The sequence below is a fragment of the Pseudarthrobacter sp. RHLT3-21 genome, assembly GCF_059383495.1.
In genome coordinates this window covers 35084-50760 of record NZ_JBWZCI010000020.1, presented here as the reverse complement: position 1 = coordinate 50760, position 15677 = coordinate 35084, and the positions used below count along the sequence as shown (strand labels likewise).

Genomic DNA, 15677 nt, shown 5'->3' with positions numbered 1-15677 from the left:
GCACCCAGATTAAACGTCACCGCCAGCCTGAACATCAGAGAGCCCCCATGCCTTAAGGCACAGGGGCTCTCTGACTGTCAGATTGTTCCGGCGTCGCCGTTTGCTCCGGACTGTCGGCTTGTTCAGTACTCAGTCATCGATCAGTGGTCTACGGCTTTCTCCGCGCCCACACCGGTCAGGGAACGTACTTCCATTTCGGCCTGCTTGGCAGTATCCTCGCGCTTCTTGTCCAGCACCGTCCCGAGCCACCCGAGCAGGAATGCCAGCGGGATGGACACAATGCCAGGGTTGCTCAGGGGGAAGAAGGCGAAGTTGGCACCCGGGATCATGGAGGTCTTCAGGCCGGAAACCACAGGCGAGAAGGCGATCAGGATGATGGCCGAGCCCAGGCCGCCGTACATGCTCCAGACCGCACCCTGGGTGGTGAACCGGCGCCAGAACAACGAGTAGACGATCGTCGGGAGGTTCGCCGACGCCGCGACGGCGAAGGCAAGCGCCACCAGGAAAGCCACGTTCTGGCCGTTGGCGAAGATGCCGCCAAGGATGGCCATCACTCCGATGACCACCACGGTGCGCCGCGCCACCTTGACCTCTGTCTCGGCGTCGGCCTTGCCCTTGGAGATAACGCTGGCGTAGATGTCGTGGGCGAAGGACGCTGCGGCGGTGATGGTCAGGCCGGCCACCACTGCCAGGATGGTGGCGAAGGCCACCGCGGAAATAAAGCCCAGGAGCAGCGGTCCGCCGAGATAGAAGGCCAGCAGCGGGGCCGCCGAATTGACGCCGCCCGGGGCAGCCTTGATCGTTTCGGCTCCCACCAGCGCTGCAGCGCCGTAACCCAGGACCAGGGTGAACAGGTAGAAGAGTCCGATCAGCCCGATGGACCAGACAACGGATTTACGGGCTTCCTTGGCGGTCGGGACCGTGTAGAAGCGCATCAGCACGTGGGGCAGCGCGGCAGTACCCAGGACCAGGGCAAGGCCCAGGGACATGAAGTCGAGCTTGGACGTTTCGGTTTTGCCGTACTGCAGGCCGGGGTTGAGCATGCTCGGGTTGCCCGAGGTTTCCACGGCGCCGCCCAGCAGGTCGGAGAGGTTGAACCCGTAGATGGCAAGCACCCAGAAGGTCATCACGGCAGCACCGGCAATCAGCAGCATGGCCTTGATGATCTGGACCCAGGTGGTGCCCTTCATGCCGCCGATCAGTACGTACATGATCATCAGGGCGCCGACGACGATGATCACCAGTGCTTGTCCGCCCCAGTCGCTGATGCCCAGGAGCAGGGAGATCAGGCTGCCGGCGCCGGCCATCTGGGCCAGGAGGTAGAAAAAGCAGACCGCGAGGGTCGAGATGGCCGCGGCGATGCGCACAGGGCGCTGTTTGAGCCGGAAGGAGAGGACATCTGCCATGGTGAACTTGCCGGTGTTGCGGAGCAGCTCAGCGACTAGCAGCAGGGCCACGAGCCAGGCAACCAGGAAGCCGATGGAGTACATAAATCCGTCGTAGCCATTAATGGCGATGGCGCCGGTGATCCCCAGGAAGGAAGCGGCAGAGAGGTAGTCGCCGGCGATGGCGGTGCCGTTCTGCGGGCCGGTGAAGGAGCGTCCGGCCGCGTAGTAGTCGGCAGCGGTTTTGTTGTTACGGCTGGCGCGCAGCACAATCACCATGGTCACGGCAACAAAAAGGCCGAAGATGCCCATGTTCAGCAACGTAGTGTCCTTGAGCGCGGCCACATCCACCGCGGTGGCAATTCCGATCATTTGGTGACTCCAGTCACTCGGTTGCCGTCTTTGTCGAACTCATGGCCTTCGATTTCGTTGCGGATCTCCGCCGCGATGGGGTCCAGCCTCCGGTTGGAGTAGCTCACGTACCAGCCGGTGATGGCGAACGTGGAAACGAACTGGAGCAGGCCCAGGATCAGGCCGACGTTGATGTTGCCCCACACTTTGGTGGACATAAACCCAACGGCGTAGTCAGCCAGCAGGACATACGCGAAGTACCACAGCAGGAATGCCACGGCCATGGGGAACACAAAGCTGCGGTGACGTTTGCGCAGTTCCTGGAACCGCTCTGTCGACTGGACCTGCTCGAAGTCCACGGACGCCGCTGCGTCCGGAGTGTGGGCATCGTTACCCATCGTTCCTCCTCATTGAGACTTGCCTGGTTCACACGGGCCGCGGCCTGCGTGCAGGATGCAGTCAATGTGACTACAATCACTCTGCGGTGCGTGGGCGTCCATTTCAGAGCCATGGCCGGAACGGTCGCTCAACGGTCACGATGCTGCGACTAACGGCACCCGCCGCTACGCTGGGCACCATGCCGGACTCTCCCCTCCTGACTGCCGCCGCCGTTGCGGTGATCACGCTGGCGATCGCCGTCGTCGTCGGCGTTGGCATCAAGCTGCTCAGATCCTTCCGTGAACTGGGCACCGACGCCGAGCGCGCCACGTACAGGACCCTCCACGCAGCATCGAGCGCCGGGCAGCACCTGCGTACGGGCCTCAATCCGGCAGGCGCCGCCAAGGCGAGCCGGCAGCTAAGGAACTTGCTGGGCTGTGATGCGCTGGCGATCACCGATACGGCCGGCGTGCTCGCCTGGGACGGTGCCGCCGAGGAATTGAAACCCCGGTTGATGGACCTGGCGGCAGATGTCCTGACGGGGGGCCGGACCACTGTGCTCCAGGCGCGGGACCTGGGTGCGGACGTTGCCTCCGGAAGCCTCGCGGCTGTCATCGCGCCGGTGCGCGCCGGGTCACGGGTGGTGGGCGTTGTGGCGGCGTTCGCCCCGGCGGCGGGTGCCGGCCTGGTACGTGCCACCAGCGAAGTGGCGGACTGGGTGGCCGTCCAGGTGGAGCTGGCTGAGCTGGACGCCTCGCGGACGCTGCTGATGGAGGCTGAAGTGCGGGCGCTGCGTGCCCAGATCAGCCCGCATTTCATCTACAACTCGCTGAACGCCATCGCGTCGTTTATCAACACGGATCCGGAGCGGGCGCGCGAACTCGTGGTGGAATTCGCCGATTTTACGAGGTACTCGTTCCGGCGCCACGGTGACTTCACCACGCTGGCGGAGGAACTGCGCTGCATTGACCGGTACCTGCTGCTCGAGCGTGCCCGTTTCGGCGAGCGCGTCCAGGTCAGCCTGCGGATCGCGCCGGAAGTGCTGAGCACCGTCATCCCGTTCCTGAGCCTCCAGCCGCTGGTGGAGAACGCCGTCAGGCACGGCCTGGAGGCCAAGGAAGGAGCGGGCCACATCACCATCACGGCCAATGATTCGGGTGCCTATGCGGAAGTGACCATAGAGGACGACGGCGTGGGGATGGATCCTGCCGAACTCCAGTCGATGCTGGCCGGGCACCACGACGGCGACCATGTGGGGCTGCGCAACGTGGACGCCCGGCTCCGGCAGGTTTACGGGGACCAGCACGGCTTGGTGATCGAGACGGCGCCGGGCGAGGGAACGCTGATCACCATGCGCGTGCCCAAGTCCCAGCCGGGCCACGACGCCTGAGCCCGGCCGTCCCCGGCGGGATAATGTAGGACCATGATTAATGTCCTCGTCGCCGACGACGAGTTACCCGCCGTGGAGGAATTGGCCTATCTGCTGGGCAAGGATGACCGGATCGGGGTCATCCACCGGGCGACTTCCGGTGCGGAGGCATTGCGGGCACTGAACACCGAATCGATTGACGCCGTTTTCCTGGATATTCACATGCCCGCCGTATCCGGCCTTGATGTTGCACGCGCCATCAGGCGCAGCAGCAAACCTCCGGCGGTGGTGTTTGTCACCGCGGACGAGGACTGCGCCCTGGAAGCCTTCGAACTGGCCGCCGTGGACTACCTGCTCAAGCCCGTGCGGGCCGAGCGGCTGTCCCGGTCGGTGGGCCGGATCAGCGAGCTGCTGCGCGACGGCGGCGGCACTGCGCCTGAGATGATCACCGTTGACCAGGGCGGCACCACCAGGATGATCAGGCGCGACGACGTCACGTATGTCCAGGCGCAGGGCGACTACGCCCGGCTGCACACCGCGGATGCCAGCTATCTCATCCGGGTTCCGCTGGCAGACCTTGAGCAACAGTGGGCCGAGGCCGGGTTTATCCGGACGCACCGGTCCTACCTGGTGGCGCTGAAGCATGTGCAGTCCATGAAGCTCGCGGCGGACAAACCGAGCGTTTCGGTGGCCGGCGCCGGCCTTCCCATCAGCCGCCGCCACCTTCCCAATGTCAGGGAAAAGCTGGAAGCCACCCGCATCCGGCCGCAAGCATGACACGGGTCCGCGTCACCGCTCCGCGCTCGGCACCCCGGCCCGACGGGGAGTCGCGCGAGGCGGCGGAGGAATCGGAGGTGGGACAGGTCTTCGTCCGGTCCCTGATCCGTTCCCAGCTGCGGCTGGCCCTGGTAGTGGCCATCGGGTTCATGCTGATCTTGTGTGCGTTCCCCCTGCTGCTGGCAGCCGTGCCGGGCTTGGCCGAGACCCGGATTGCGGGTGTCCCGTTCGACTGGATCCTGCTGGGAGCCGGCATCTACCCGGTCATTGGCCTCAGCGCCTGGCTGTTTTTCCGGACCGCTGCCCGCAACGAGGCCCGCTACCGCGACCTGGCCGGGGACAAGTGAAAAAGTCATGAATCCCGCAGTGGGTGTAATGGCCCTGGTTGTTGTTTCGCTTGCAACAGCTGCCATTGGTTTCTACGGTCTGCGAATTTCCCGGACCACCGGCGATTTCTATGTGGCTTCCCGGACCGTCAGGCCGTGGTGGAACGCCTCGGCCATCGGCGGCGAGTACCTGTCGGCGGCGAGTTTCCTGGGGGTGGCCGGACTGATCCTGCTGTCCGGTACTGACGCGCTGTGGTTTCCCGTGGGCTACACAGCCGGATACCTGATGCTGCTGTTGTTTGTCGCGGCACCACTGCGCCGGTCCGGTGCTTACACGATCCCGGACTTTACCGAGGCCAGGCTGGATTCCCGGGCGGTCCGCCGCGTGACCAGCGTGGTGGTGGTTGTGGTGGGCTGGCTTTACATTGTGCCGCAACTCCACGGCGCGGCGTTGACCATCCGGATCACCACGGGGCTGCCGTCCTGGGTGGGCGCCGTGGCCGTGGTCTTTGTGGTGTGCCTGACCGTTGTGGCCGGCGGCATGCGCTCCATTACCTTTGTGCAGGCTTTCCAGTTCTGGCTGAAGCTCACCGCCATTGCCGTGCCCGTCCTGTTCATCGTGTTCACGCTCGCCGGTGACGGGACTGCCGCCGTGGCCCCCGCCGTCGTGAATCCCACCGGCCTGGCTCCCGCCGGGCCGTACCAGAACATCTCGCTGCTGGTGGCGCTGTTGTTCGGCACGCTGGGACTCCCCCACGTCCTGGTCCGCTTCTACACGAATCCGGACGGACACTCGGCACGGCGCACCACCCTGATCGTGCTCGGGCTGCTCTCGGTGTTTTACCTGTTCCCCACCGCCTACGGGCTGGTAGGGCGGATGTTCGCGCCCGAACTCGCCCGTTCAGGGCAGGCGGACGCGGTGGTTCTCCTGCTGCCCGGGCAGCTGGTCGGCGGAACTGCCGGCGACCTGCTCTCGGCATTGGTGGTGGCCGGGGCCTTTGCCGCGTTCCTGTCCACCACCTCCGGACTGGTGGTCTCCCTGGCCGGTGTGATCAGCCAGGACGTCCTGGGCGGCGGCGTGCGGGGATTCCGGCTCGCCGCCGTCGTCTCCGCTGTGGTCCCGCTGGGATTTGCCGTGATGACTGATTCCCAGGCGTTGGCCGGCAGTGTGGGCCTGGTATTCGCCTTTACCGCTTCCACCGTGTGCCCGGTGCTCCTGCTGGGCATCTGGTGGCGGGGGCTCACCGATGCGGGCGCCATCGCCGGAATGGTGACGGGCGGCGTCCTCTGCGGTGGCGCCATGGTCTCGGGCACGGTCCTGGGCGCTACCGGCACGCCGTTCTGGCTGGCCCAGCCGGCGGCGTGGACCGTTCCCGCCGCCTTCGCCGTGACAGTGTTTGTCTCACGGGCGACAAAAAGCCGGATTCCGCGGACCATGTCACGGGTTATGACCCGGCTCCACACGCCGGAACGGCCGTTGGTGACAGAACGCTGAGCCTCCGCCGCACGAGCGGTCCTCGGCTCTCGCGCGAGGCTGCTGGAGGGAGGACAATTACGGCATGTCCACGCAGGACGGAAGCACACCCAGTGAGGCGGACGGTGTCCCGTTGTCGGTGCGGGCGCAGCTGTTCGCCACCGAACATTGGAGCCTGCTTGCCTCCCGCAGCACCGCGCAGGGGGGAAGTGCTGACCCGCATCAGCATGTTCCTCATGTTCACCTCCGCCAGCCTGGTGAGCCTTGCGCTGGTGGGCCAGGCCACCAGGTTCTCTGACATGTTCCTTCTGCTGGCAGGCGTGGTGCTCCTGGTGGACGTGGTCATCGGCTTCCTCACCCAGGTCCGGGTCATGAATGTTGCCCACGAGGACCTCATGTACGTGATTGCAATGAACCGGCTGCGGGCGGCCTATGTGGCGCTTGATCCCGGTATCGCCCCGTACCTCATGGCCTCCACTCACGACGACCTTCCGGGTTCCTTGCAGACGTACTTCTTCTTCGGGAAGCGCAGCGCGTGGAGCCATGTCGCGGGCAGCAGCATGATCTTCATCAGCACCGCGAACGCGGCGCTGATGACCATTTTGATCGCCCTTCTCGCGTCCGTCACCGGTGCCGGCACCACCCTGGCAGCCGCCATAGGGGTGGTATTCGGGCTCGCCTTTTTCGCCGGGTCATCGGTCTACGGCTACAGGTCATACGTGGAGATGTGGCGCCGCTTCACGCCTGTTTCGCGCTCGCCTGTCCCCGCACCGGGGGAAGCTGACTGATTCCGCCGAGATCAGCTAACGGGCAGTCAATCGATGGCCGCCATCAGTTCCACCACGCGGTCCAGGAAAGCATCAACCTGGGTCTCCTCGTAGCCGTCCTTGCCCACGGCCGGGCGGAAGACCACACGGCGGACGTTGTCGACGCTGAGCGGCTTGTCCTCTTCGAGGTAGCCGATCAGGTCGTAGCAAAGATTGTCCACGTCCAGGATGTTGTAACTGCGGGCCTTCTTTTTTGACGGGCGCCGGAAGCGCTCACCGTCGGGCCGGTGCAGGCGGCCCCGGAGGATGCCGGAGAGGCTGCCGATCTCCCGCAGCCAGGCGTCCTCGCCCTTGGCGGCGATCAGTTCGTCCCGTTCGCGGCGGGCGAAGGCGTCTTCGAGCCGGTCCAGCGCTGCGTCGACGACAGCGGCAGCGTAGCCGCCCTTGACCGGGTCAAAGGAGACGCCCCGGACGTCGGCGCTGGTGACGGCGTGGATGGCGGCCTTCGGCGTCTCGAGTGCCACCCTGGCCCGCTGGAGGAACTGGTCCACCTGTTTGGCGTTGTACCCGAATTCGTTGCCCCGCACGCGCTCAAACGACGCGGGAATTTTCCGTTGAAAGTCCAATGCCACTGTTGTTCCTTTGTTGCTCTTCAGCTGGGTCAGGTTACGCACCAGTCTATTGGCGCTGCCGGTGGTCCGGCGGAGATCGTCCGTTAAGGTCGCGTCAGGCGCCCGCAACCAATGTGAACAGCACAAATGCGACGGGCGAGGCGAAAACTATGGAGTCCAGGCGGTCCATCACGCCCCCATGTCCGGGCAGGATGCTGCTCATGTCCTTGATTCCCAGTTCCCGTTTGACCATGGACTCGGCCAGGTCTCCTGCGGTGGACGCCGCTACGAGGCCAACGGCGAGGATCACGCCCACCCACCAGGGTTTGTCCAACAGGAAAATGCTGGCCATGACTCCGATCAGCATGGCCCCGGCGATGGAGCCGGCGAAGCCCTCCCAGGATTTCTTGGGGCTGATTTTTGGGGCCATGGGGTGTTTGCCCAGCGACGCGCCTACAAGATAGCCGAACGTGTCGTTCGAGACGACCAGCAGGAGCATAACGGCGACCTGCCACGCCCCGGGCGGCACTGTCCCGCCCGGCCAGAGACCCACCGGAGTCGCGACTCCGACCGCGTGCAGCGGCAAGGCAGCGAAGCTGATGAAGAACGGCACCCACCCCAACGTGAACACGCCGGCAAAGATGCTGTTCGCAGATCCTGCGGGGCTCTCCACCGAACGCCACAGGAGAACTGCAACGCAACTCAGGAGCATGGCGAACAGCAGGCTCTCAAGACCGCCAAAATAGGCCGCGAACGGCATGGCGACTGTACCCACCATGACCGGGACGATAGGCATCCTGGTCCCGTTCGCCTCCAGGGCGCGGAAGATCTCCCAGACGCCGAAGACCGCGAACCCTGTAGTGACAGCGACGAATCCGAGCGGGAGGAAGACCAGCCCGCCCAGCACGCCGATCAGCATGGCCAGGCCCACCACAATGGCTGCCGGAAGATTCCGGCCGGCCTTGGGCGTCGGATTGCTCCGCAACTGCTTCCCCCTGGTGCGCGCCCTTGGTACGGGGGCCTGATCTGCCTGGCTCATCAGACTTCGAGCAGCTCTGTTTCCTTGCGCTTGAGCAGCTCGTCGATGCCGTCCACATGCGATTTGGTCAGGGCATCCAGTTCCTTTTCGGCGCGGCTGCCTTCGTCCTCGCCGGCTTCGCCGTCCTTGACGAGCTTGTCCAACGTTTCCTTGGCCTTCCGCCGGATGTTGCGGATGGAGATCTTCGCGTCCTCGCCCTTGGTCTTGACGATCTTGACGTATTCCTTGCGGCGTTCCTGGGTCAGGTCCGGGATGGTGATCCTGATGACGTTGCCGTCATTGGAGGGGTTGGCGCCCACCTCGGAGTCGCTCAGGGCCCGCTCGATGTCCCGCAGCGCGGTTTTGTCGAACGGCGTGATGAGGATGGTGCGCGCGTCGGGAATGGCAAAGGAAGCGAGCTGCTGCAGCGGCGTGGGCGAACCGTAGTAGTCCACCAGGACCTTGTTGTAAAGGCCCGGGTTTGCCCGTCCGGTGCGGATCGAGGCGAAGTCTTCCTTGGCTACCTCTACTGCCTTGTCCATCTTCTCTTCGGCTTCGAGCAAGGTTTCTTCGATCACGGTCTCTCCTCAGAAATCAGTGCAGTCCGGATACCGGCTCCCTGCACAATCTTGGTTCAGTGTTTCCATGTTCCATTGCTGCCCGGCCGCGGGCATGGAACGGTGCTCAGATCATCCTAGCTGCAGCTACGGGGTCACCAGGGTACCGAGCTTTTCGCCCAGGATGGCACGGGTGACGTTCCCTTCGCCTTCCATCCCGAAAACCACCATGGACAGGTTGTTGTCTTTGCACATGGTCATCGCGGTCTGGTCCATGACCCTGATGTCGCGGCGCAGAGCCTCGTCGTAGCTCAGGGTGTCCAGCTTCTCGGCAGTGGGGTCCTTCTTCGGATCCGCGGTGTAGACGGCGTCCACGCCGCTCTTGGCCATCAGGACGACGTCCGCGTGGACCTCAAGGGCGCGCTGGGCGGCCACGGTGTCGGTGGAGAAGTACGGCAGGCCGGCACCGGCGCCGAAGATGACCACGCGGCCCTTTTCCATGTGGCGGATGGCACGGCGGGGAATGTAGGCCTCGGCGACCTGGCCCATGGTGATGGCGCTCTGCACGCGGGTTTCCACGCCGGCCTGCTCCAGGAAGTCCTGCAGCGCCAGGCAGTTCATGACGGTGCCGAGCATGCCCATGTAGTCCGCGCGCGAGCGGTCCATGCCGCTCTGGGACAGTTCAGCCCCGCGGAAGAAGTTGCCTCCGCCGACGACGATTGCGACTTCGACGTCGGGAACTGCGGCAGCGATCTGCTTGGCAACGCCGCGGACGGTGTCAGGATCAACACCCAGCTTGCCGCCGCCGAAGACCTCTCCGGACAACTTCAGGAGGACGCGGCGCCTGCTTTTCTCTGGCTGGCTTGAAGAATTGACGGCTTCCATGGGTGCCTTCCCGTTGGTGAACTCTGAAAAAGGTTATCGTGCCGGGTGGCCAAAGGTCTCATCGGACGTTTAGCCGGTGCATGCAAAAGGGGCGGCCACCGAAGTGGCCACCCCTATGCGGATTCGACTAGGAGCCGACGCGGAAACGCGAGAAGGACGTGCCCTTGACGCCGGCCTCTTCGAGGACCTGCGCCACAGACTTCTTGGCGTCCTTGGCGAAAGCCTGGTCAACCAGAACCTCACCCTTGTAGAAGCCCGTGACGCGGCCTTCCACAATCTTGCTCATTGCAGCCTCAGGCTTGCCTTCAGCCTTGGCGGTCTCTTCGGCGATGCGACGCTCGGACTCGACCAGGTCGGACGGAACGTCTTCGCGGGTCAGGTAGTTCGGGGACATCGCTGCGATGTGCACTGCAACGTCGTGTGCGGCGGTGGCAGCGGCTTCGCCGTCACCGTCAACAGCGAACAGGACGCCGACCTGGGCCGGGAGATCCTTGGACGTCTTGTGCAGGTAAGCGTCAACGGTGCCGCCCACAATGCGGGAGAGCTTGCGGACAACAACCTTCTCGCCGAGGATTGCGCCCTCTTCGACGACAACCTCGGACAGCGGCTTGCCGTCAACCTCGATGGCCAGGAGAGTGTCGAGGTCGGCAGCGCCGGACTCGACAGCCACGGCCAGGACCTTGTCAGCCAGCTGGATGAACTTGTCAGCCTTGGCGACGAAGTCGGTCTCGCAGTTGACCTCGATCATGACGCCGACGCCGTTGCTGACCTTGGCGGCCACCAGGCCTTCAGCGGTGGAGCGGCCTTCGCGCTTGGTAGCGCCCTTGAGGCCCTTGATGCGGATGATCTCGATGGCCTTTTCGGCGTCACCGTTGGCTTCGTCAAGAGCCTTCTTGACATCCATCATGCCGGCGCCGGTGCGCTCGCGCAGAGCCTTGATATCGGCGGCAGTGTAGTTCGCCATGGGAACCCCTCTGTCTAGAAAATGTATGTGGTGTACGGACCGACAGGACAGCGGCTCACCGTGTGAGCCGCCATCCTGTCAGGTGCTCCGGCACTGCGGGCAGCGCCGGAGAATCCGGATTTACTTGTTTTACTTGTCAGCGTCGGCGGCGGGAGCCTCGGCGGCGACCGGAGCTTCCTCGGCAACCGGGGCTGCTTCTTCGGCTGCCGGAGCGGCAGCTTCTTCAGCAGCGGGAGCAGCTTCTTCAGCAGCCGGAGCAGCCTCAGCGGCAGGCGCTTCTTCAGTCTTGCTGCCTTCGAGGAGTTCGCGCTCCCACTCAGCCAGCGGCTCTTCCGGAGCTTCCGTGGTGCCCGTGGCGCGGTTGTGGCGGGCGATGAGGCCCTCGGCGACGGCGTCGGCGACAACGCGGGTCAGCAGGTTCACGGAGCGGATGGCGTCGTCGTTGCCCGGGATCGGGAAGTCGACTTCGTCAGGATCGCAGTTGGTGTCCAGGATGGCCACAACCGGGATGTTCAGCTTCTTGGCCTCGTCAACGGCCAGGTGTTCCTTCTTGGTGTCCACGATCCAGAGCACGGAAGGTGCCTTGGTCAGGTTGCGGATACCGCCGAGGTTGGTTTCCAGCTTGGTGAGTTCACGGCGAAGGAGCAGCAGTTCCTTCTTGGTGTACGCGGAACCGGCGACGTCGTCGAAGTCAATCTCTTCCAGTTCCTTCATGCGCTGGATGCGCTTGGAAACGGTCTGGAAGTTGGTCAGCATACCGCCGAGCCAGCGCTGGTTCACGTAGGGCTGTCCAACGCGGGTAGCCTGCTCAGCAATGGATTCCTGGGCCTGCTTCTTGGTGCCGACAAAGAGTACGGTGCCGCCGTGTGCAACGGTGGCCTTTACGAACTCGTAGGCGCGGTCGATGTAGGACAGCGACTGCTGAAGGTCAATGATGTAGATGCCGTTGCGCTCCGTGAAGATGAACCGCTTCATCTTCGGGTTCCAACGGCGGGTCTGGTGTCCAAAGTGGACGCCGCTGTCAAGCAGCTGGCGCATAGTTACGACGGGCATGCCGGCGCTCCTTCCGGCAGGTCATTCATGAGAGAGCCTTTTCAGGCTCTCTTACCCTGCCAATAGTTGACGGTTATTTAGCGTGGCCCAAGGCGGGCCGTGCTCCTGGCATCCATTGCGACTCTCATCAGGACCGCGAGGCCCTGACCGCAAGAGACACAATCCTCCTCATGCAAAGCCGGAGCTTCAGATTTGGAGGGCTGGATACGCGTAGTCAGCTGCTGCTCCCCCGCACTCCTGAATGAGGCGTGCTGACGCAAGCGTAGAGGGCACAGCAAACTGCTCCATCAAGTGTACAACAGGAGCCAATATCCGCGGGACAACCCCGGGGCCTTCGGCGGGCGTTTTCCACATGGCCAAAGTGGGCACTCCCCCTGAGGGATCCGGCACGGAATGCTGGGGTTCATGAAAGCAATACTTGTCCTCGCGGCAGTGCTTCTGCTCCCGGCCGCGGCGGCTCCGGTGGACACAGCGCCGCGCGCCTCCTGGGAGTGGCCGCTCTCCCCCAGGCCGGCGGTGCTGCGGGCCTTTGACCCACCGGACAAGCCGTGGATGAGCGGGCGCCGGGGTGTGGACCTTGAGGCAACGCACGACGGCGTCCCGGTCACCTCGCCGGAGTCCGGGACGGTCAGTTTTGTGGGAGTGGTGGTGGACCGCCCCGTGATCACGATCGATCACGGGGGCGGTCTCCGTAGCAGTTTTGAGCCGGTCGAAAGCCCTCTTACGGCCGGAACCCTGGTGGCGAAGGGCGAAACCATCGGAACGCTGCAACCCGGGCACTGCGGTGCCCTTGCCTGCGTCCATTGGGGCGTCAGGCGGGGGGACGTATACGTCAATCCGCTCGAATTCGTCACGGACCTCCGGCCGTCCATCCTGTTGCCCCTGAGGCTGGACGACGGCTGACGCGGGACGACGGATGACAGCTGACAGCTGACGCTTCTAGACGATGGCGGAGATCCCGGTGATGGCGCGGCCGGTCACGAGGGTGTTGATCTCATGGGTTCCCTCATAGGAGTAAATGGCTTCAGCGTCTGCAAAGATCTTGGCCATCTCGAAGTCCGTCACGATGCCGTTGCCGCCCAGGAGGCTGCGGCCGATCGCCACACTCTCGCGCATCCGGGCAGTGGTAAACGCCTTGGCCAGGGCGGACTGTTCGTCCTTGGCCTGGCCGGCGTCCTCCAGCTGGGAAAGCCGGACCATCATGCCCATGGAGCTGACGGCGTTCCCGAGGATCTGCACCAGCTGGCTTTGGACGAGCTGGAACGACGCGAGCGGACGGCCGAACTGGTGGCGTTCCACGGCGTAGCGGCGGGCCACGTCAAACGCCGCCAGCTGCTGGCCGACTGCCTGCCAGCCAACGGACAGCCGCGTGACCTTCAGGACCTTGTTGGTGTCGCGGAAGCTGTTGGCACCTGCCAGCTTGAAGAAGTCCGGAACCACCACGTTCTCCAGGACGATGTCTGCGTTCTGGACGGTCCGGAGGGAGATCTTGTTTTCAATCTTGGTGGCGCTGAATCCGGGCAGCGCCGTATCCACGAGGAAGCCCTTGACCTGGTTATCGGCGAGGTCCCGGGCGTAGATGACCACCCAATCCGAGAATGTCGCGTTGCCGATCCAGCGCTTGGCGCCGTTGAGGATCCAGGTGTCGCCGTCGCGCTGTGCAGTGGTGCGCGTGCCGCCTGCGACGTCGGAACCGCCCAGGGGTTCGGTGAGCCCGAACGCGCCGATCTTCTTCAGCGAATAGATGTCCGGGAGCCACGCCTCCTGCTGTTCCTGCGAGGCAAGGGCTTCGATGGAGCCGGTGAAGAGTCCGTCGTGTACCCCCATGAAGGTGGCGATGGAGGTATCGGCGCGCGTGGCCTCGGCATGGACCAGGCCGGCAAACAGGTTCGAGTAGCCCTGGCGCCGTACGGGGCTCACCAGGTCGATTTCGGCCAGCTTGGGAATGAGTTCCATGGGGAACTCGCCGCGGTTCCAGCAGTCCACGGCAATCGGCCGGACTTCGCGGGCCAGGAAACCCCGGATCTCCGCCAGCCGGTCCTGTTCCTTACCGGTGAGAAGCTGCTCGAAGGCGAAGAAGTCGCCGTCGGCGTACGGAAGGTTGTTGATGTCAACAGAGGCTTTGGACATTGGTTCCCTCGCAAAGATCAGCAGCGCGGACGGGCCAGCCAGGGCAGGGCGGGCCGGACTCAGCGGAAGCGGTAAGTTACTGGTCAGTAACTTACCGCAGATTGCGGGAAAACAAAAGAAACCGCAGCCGACGATTCTTTCGTCGGCCGCGGTTCCCGGTGGGCTGGTGCTTGGGTAGGGCTACTCGGACTTGAACCGAGGACCTTAGGATTATGAGTCCCGCGCTCTAACCAGCTGAGCTATAGCCCCCTGCCCCTGCCGGCCTGGTCCGCGGAGGACTTCGGCTTCGGCAGGGCAAAAACACTCTAGCAAACAGTGGCGGGCATCAAGACCAGGCAGCCAGGACGCCACGCCCCGAACAGGCGGGAGCGGGCCACGGTGAGACCGCAGTCAGACCGCTTTGTCGTCGTAGCTTGCACCCCGGTAGAGGTCCTCGAAGGTCTGCAGCGTGCCCTCGATGCTGTGCGGCTCCACCATCCGCCGGCTGGCCTGGCCCATTGCTGCCCGTTCCCCGGCTGGCAACTGGAGAATCCGTGTGATCTTGGCTGCGAGGTCGTCGCTGTCGTTGGGCGTGAACAGGTAGCCGTTCTCGCCGTCGCGCACCAGGTGCGGCAGGGCCATGGCATCCGCGAGCAGGACGGGCGTGGAGGCAGACATGGCTTCAAGGGTCACCAGGGACTGAAGCTCAGCGGTCCCCGGCATGCAGAACAGATCCGCCTTGATGTACGCCTCCCGGAGGTCTTCATCGCTGGCCAGTCCCAGGAATTTCACCCGCTCCCCCAGTCCGAGCCGTTCCGCCTGCGCTTCAAGGGCGGAGCGGACTTCGCCGCCGCCCACAATTTCCAGGTGGACGTTGAGCTCCGCGGGTGTCTTGGACACAGCATTGATGAGCACGTCCACGTGCTTTTCGTCGGCCAGGCGCCCCACAAACACCACCGTTGGGTTCGCATGCGGTTCGATCACTTCGCCGGGCTGCAGCTCATAGGCTGCAGAGTCAATACCGTTGGAGAGGGGCAGTACCTTGTGCAGGAAGGCGTGCTGGTGCATGGCCTTGGCCGCCAGGGGTGTGGGCGTGGTGACGACGTCAGCCTGGCCCATGACCTTGCCCATGTCCTTCCAGGAGATCTTGCCGATGATGTCCTTGAACCACTGCGGGAACGGCAGGAACGGGTTCAGGTTTTCCGGCATGAAGTGGTTGGTGGCCACGATCCTGATGCCCCGCTTCGCCGCTTCGTAGAGGACGTGCTCGCCGATCATGTAGTGGCTCTGGATGTGAACCACATCAGGGTTCACGCGATCGAAAAGGAGGCTGATCTCCTTCTTGATTTCCCAGGGGAAGCAGATGCGGAAGTATTCGTGCGTGAACACTCCATGCGACCGGAGGCGGTGCACGGTGGCCTCCGAGCGGAACTCCGTGAAGCTCGCGCCATTGTCCGCTCGGCAGGCCAGCACATGCACGTTATGGCCGCGGCCTGTCATGCCCTTCGCGAGCCGATAGCTGAACTGGGCAGCCCCGTTGATGTGGGGCGGATACGTATCCGCGGCAATCAGGACGGTCAGGAGAGGCTGGTCAGAGGGCATTGTCACGTGGAGAGCTCCTGAAGGTCACGGTGCGGGCAGCTGTCGCTGGCT

The 15677-nt window shown here is 64.2% G+C and carries 16 protein-coding genes and 1 tRNA gene; 6 read left to right on the top strand and 11 right to left on the bottom strand.

Features of this window, described 5'->3' with window-relative positions; genetic code table 11:
• Window positions 1-140: 140 nt before the first annotated feature.
• Window positions 141-1757, bottom strand: a complete 1617-nt coding sequence (locus tag AC50YA_RS17735; protein WP_494983541.1) for a monocarboxylic acid transporter — start codon at window positions 1755-1757, stop codon at window positions 141-143.
• Window positions 1754-2134 (bottom strand): DUF485 domain-containing protein, encoded by a 381-nt coding sequence (locus AC50YA_RS17730; RefSeq protein ID WP_494983540.1) that lies wholly within the window; start codon window positions 2132-2134, stop codon window positions 1754-1756. The genes AC50YA_RS17735 and AC50YA_RS17730 overlap by 4 nt, the downstream gene beginning before the upstream one ends.
• Before the next feature lie 179 nt (window positions 2135-2313).
• Between AC50YA_RS17730 and AC50YA_RS17725 the strand changes: the two genes are divergently transcribed.
• From AC50YA_RS17725 to AC50YA_RS17705, 5 genes are all read left to right on the top strand, one after another.
• Window positions 2314-3504, top strand: a complete 1191-nt coding sequence (locus AC50YA_RS17725; protein ID WP_494983539.1) for a sensor histidine kinase — start codon at window positions 2314-2316, stop codon at window positions 3502-3504.
• A gap of 33 nt (window positions 3505-3537) precedes the next feature.
• Window positions 3538-4260 (top strand): LytR/AlgR family response regulator transcription factor, encoded by a 723-nt coding sequence (locus AC50YA_RS17720; protein WP_494983538.1) that lies wholly within the window; start codon window positions 3538-3540, stop codon window positions 4258-4260.
• The gene (locus tag AC50YA_RS17715; RefSeq protein ID WP_494983537.1) at window positions 4257-4607 is read left to right on the top strand and encodes a DUF485 domain-containing protein; all 351 of its coding nucleotides are present in this window, start codon (window positions 4257-4259) and stop codon (window positions 4605-4607) included. The genes AC50YA_RS17720 and AC50YA_RS17715 overlap by 4 nt, the downstream gene beginning before the upstream one ends.
• A 7-nt stretch (window positions 4608-4614) precedes the next feature.
• Window positions 4615-6081: a sodium/solute symporter gene (locus tag AC50YA_RS17710; RefSeq protein WP_494983536.1), complete on the top strand. Its 1467-nt coding sequence runs from the start codon at window positions 4615-4617 to the stop codon at window positions 6079-6081.
• A 158-nt stretch (window positions 6082-6239) separates the two neighbouring features.
• Window positions 6240-6848: a hypothetical protein gene (locus AC50YA_RS17705; RefSeq protein WP_494983535.1), complete on the top strand. Its 609-nt coding sequence runs from the start codon at window positions 6240-6242 to the stop codon at window positions 6846-6848.
• Window positions 6849-6874: 26 nt separating this feature from the next.
• On the opposite strand, the gene AC50YA_RS17700 is transcribed toward AC50YA_RS17705, so the two are convergent.
• The 6 genes from AC50YA_RS17700 to rpsB all read right to left on the bottom strand — a co-directional run bounded on the left by AC50YA_RS17700 (window position 6875) and on the right by rpsB (window position 11915).
• The gene (locus tag AC50YA_RS17700) at window positions 6875-7459 is read right to left on the bottom strand and encodes a DivIVA domain-containing protein (protein WP_489323054.1); all 585 of its coding nucleotides are present in this window, start codon (window positions 7457-7459) and stop codon (window positions 6875-6877) included.
• Window positions 7460-7553: 94 nt separating this feature from the next.
• Entirely contained in the window at window positions 7554-8477 is a 924-nt protein-coding gene (locus AC50YA_RS17695) for a phosphatidate cytidylyltransferase (RefSeq protein WP_494983534.1), read from the bottom strand.
• Window positions 8477-9034 (bottom strand): ribosome recycling factor, encoded by a 558-nt coding sequence (frr, locus tag AC50YA_RS17690; protein ID WP_160669523.1) that lies wholly within the window; start codon window positions 9032-9034, stop codon window positions 8477-8479. Before frr ends, AC50YA_RS17695 begins: the two co-directional genes overlap by 1 nt.
• A 126-nt stretch (window positions 9035-9160) precedes the next feature.
• Complete coding sequence (gene pyrH / locus AC50YA_RS17685; protein ID WP_494983533.1) at window positions 9161-9898, bottom strand: UMP kinase; 738 nt, start codon at window positions 9896-9898, stop codon at window positions 9161-9163.
• A 127-nt stretch (window positions 9899-10025) separates the two neighbouring features.
• Window positions 10026-10862, bottom strand: coding sequence for a translation elongation factor Ts (tsf, locus tag AC50YA_RS17680; protein WP_494983532.1), 837 nt, complete (start codon window positions 10860-10862; stop codon window positions 10026-10028).
• 129 nt (window positions 10863-10991) lie between these two features.
• Window positions 10992-11915 carry a 30S ribosomal protein S2 gene (rpsB, locus tag AC50YA_RS17675; protein WP_494983531.1) on the bottom strand — a complete coding sequence of 308 codons (924 nt, stop codon included), beginning with the start codon at window positions 11913-11915 and terminating at the stop codon, window positions 10992-10994.
• 405 nt (window positions 11916-12320) lie between these two features.
• On the opposite strand from rpsB, the gene AC50YA_RS17670 reads away from it, so the two are divergent.
• Window positions 12321-12818: a peptidoglycan DD-metalloendopeptidase family protein gene (locus AC50YA_RS17670; RefSeq protein WP_494983530.1), complete on the top strand. Its 498-nt coding sequence runs from the start codon at window positions 12321-12323 to the stop codon at window positions 12816-12818.
• 36 nt (window positions 12819-12854) lie between these two features.
• Here the strand turns inward: AC50YA_RS17670 and AC50YA_RS17665 are convergent, their stop codons facing one another.
• The 3 genes from AC50YA_RS17665 to AC50YA_RS17655 form a co-directional block, all read right to left on the bottom strand.
• A complete protein-coding gene (locus AC50YA_RS17665; RefSeq protein ID WP_494983529.1) occupies window positions 12855-14045 on the bottom strand; it encodes an acyl-CoA dehydrogenase family protein in 1191 nt (396 codons plus the stop codon).
• Between the two features lie 175 nt (window positions 14046-14220).
• A tRNA-Ile gene (locus AC50YA_RS17660) sits at window positions 14221-14294 on the bottom strand.
• Window positions 14295-14435: 141 nt separating this feature from the next.
• Window positions 14436-15632, bottom strand: a complete 1197-nt coding sequence (locus tag AC50YA_RS17655; RefSeq protein ID WP_494983528.1) for a glycosyltransferase — start codon at window positions 15630-15632, stop codon at window positions 14436-14438.
• Window positions 15633-15677 lie beyond the last annotated feature (45 nt).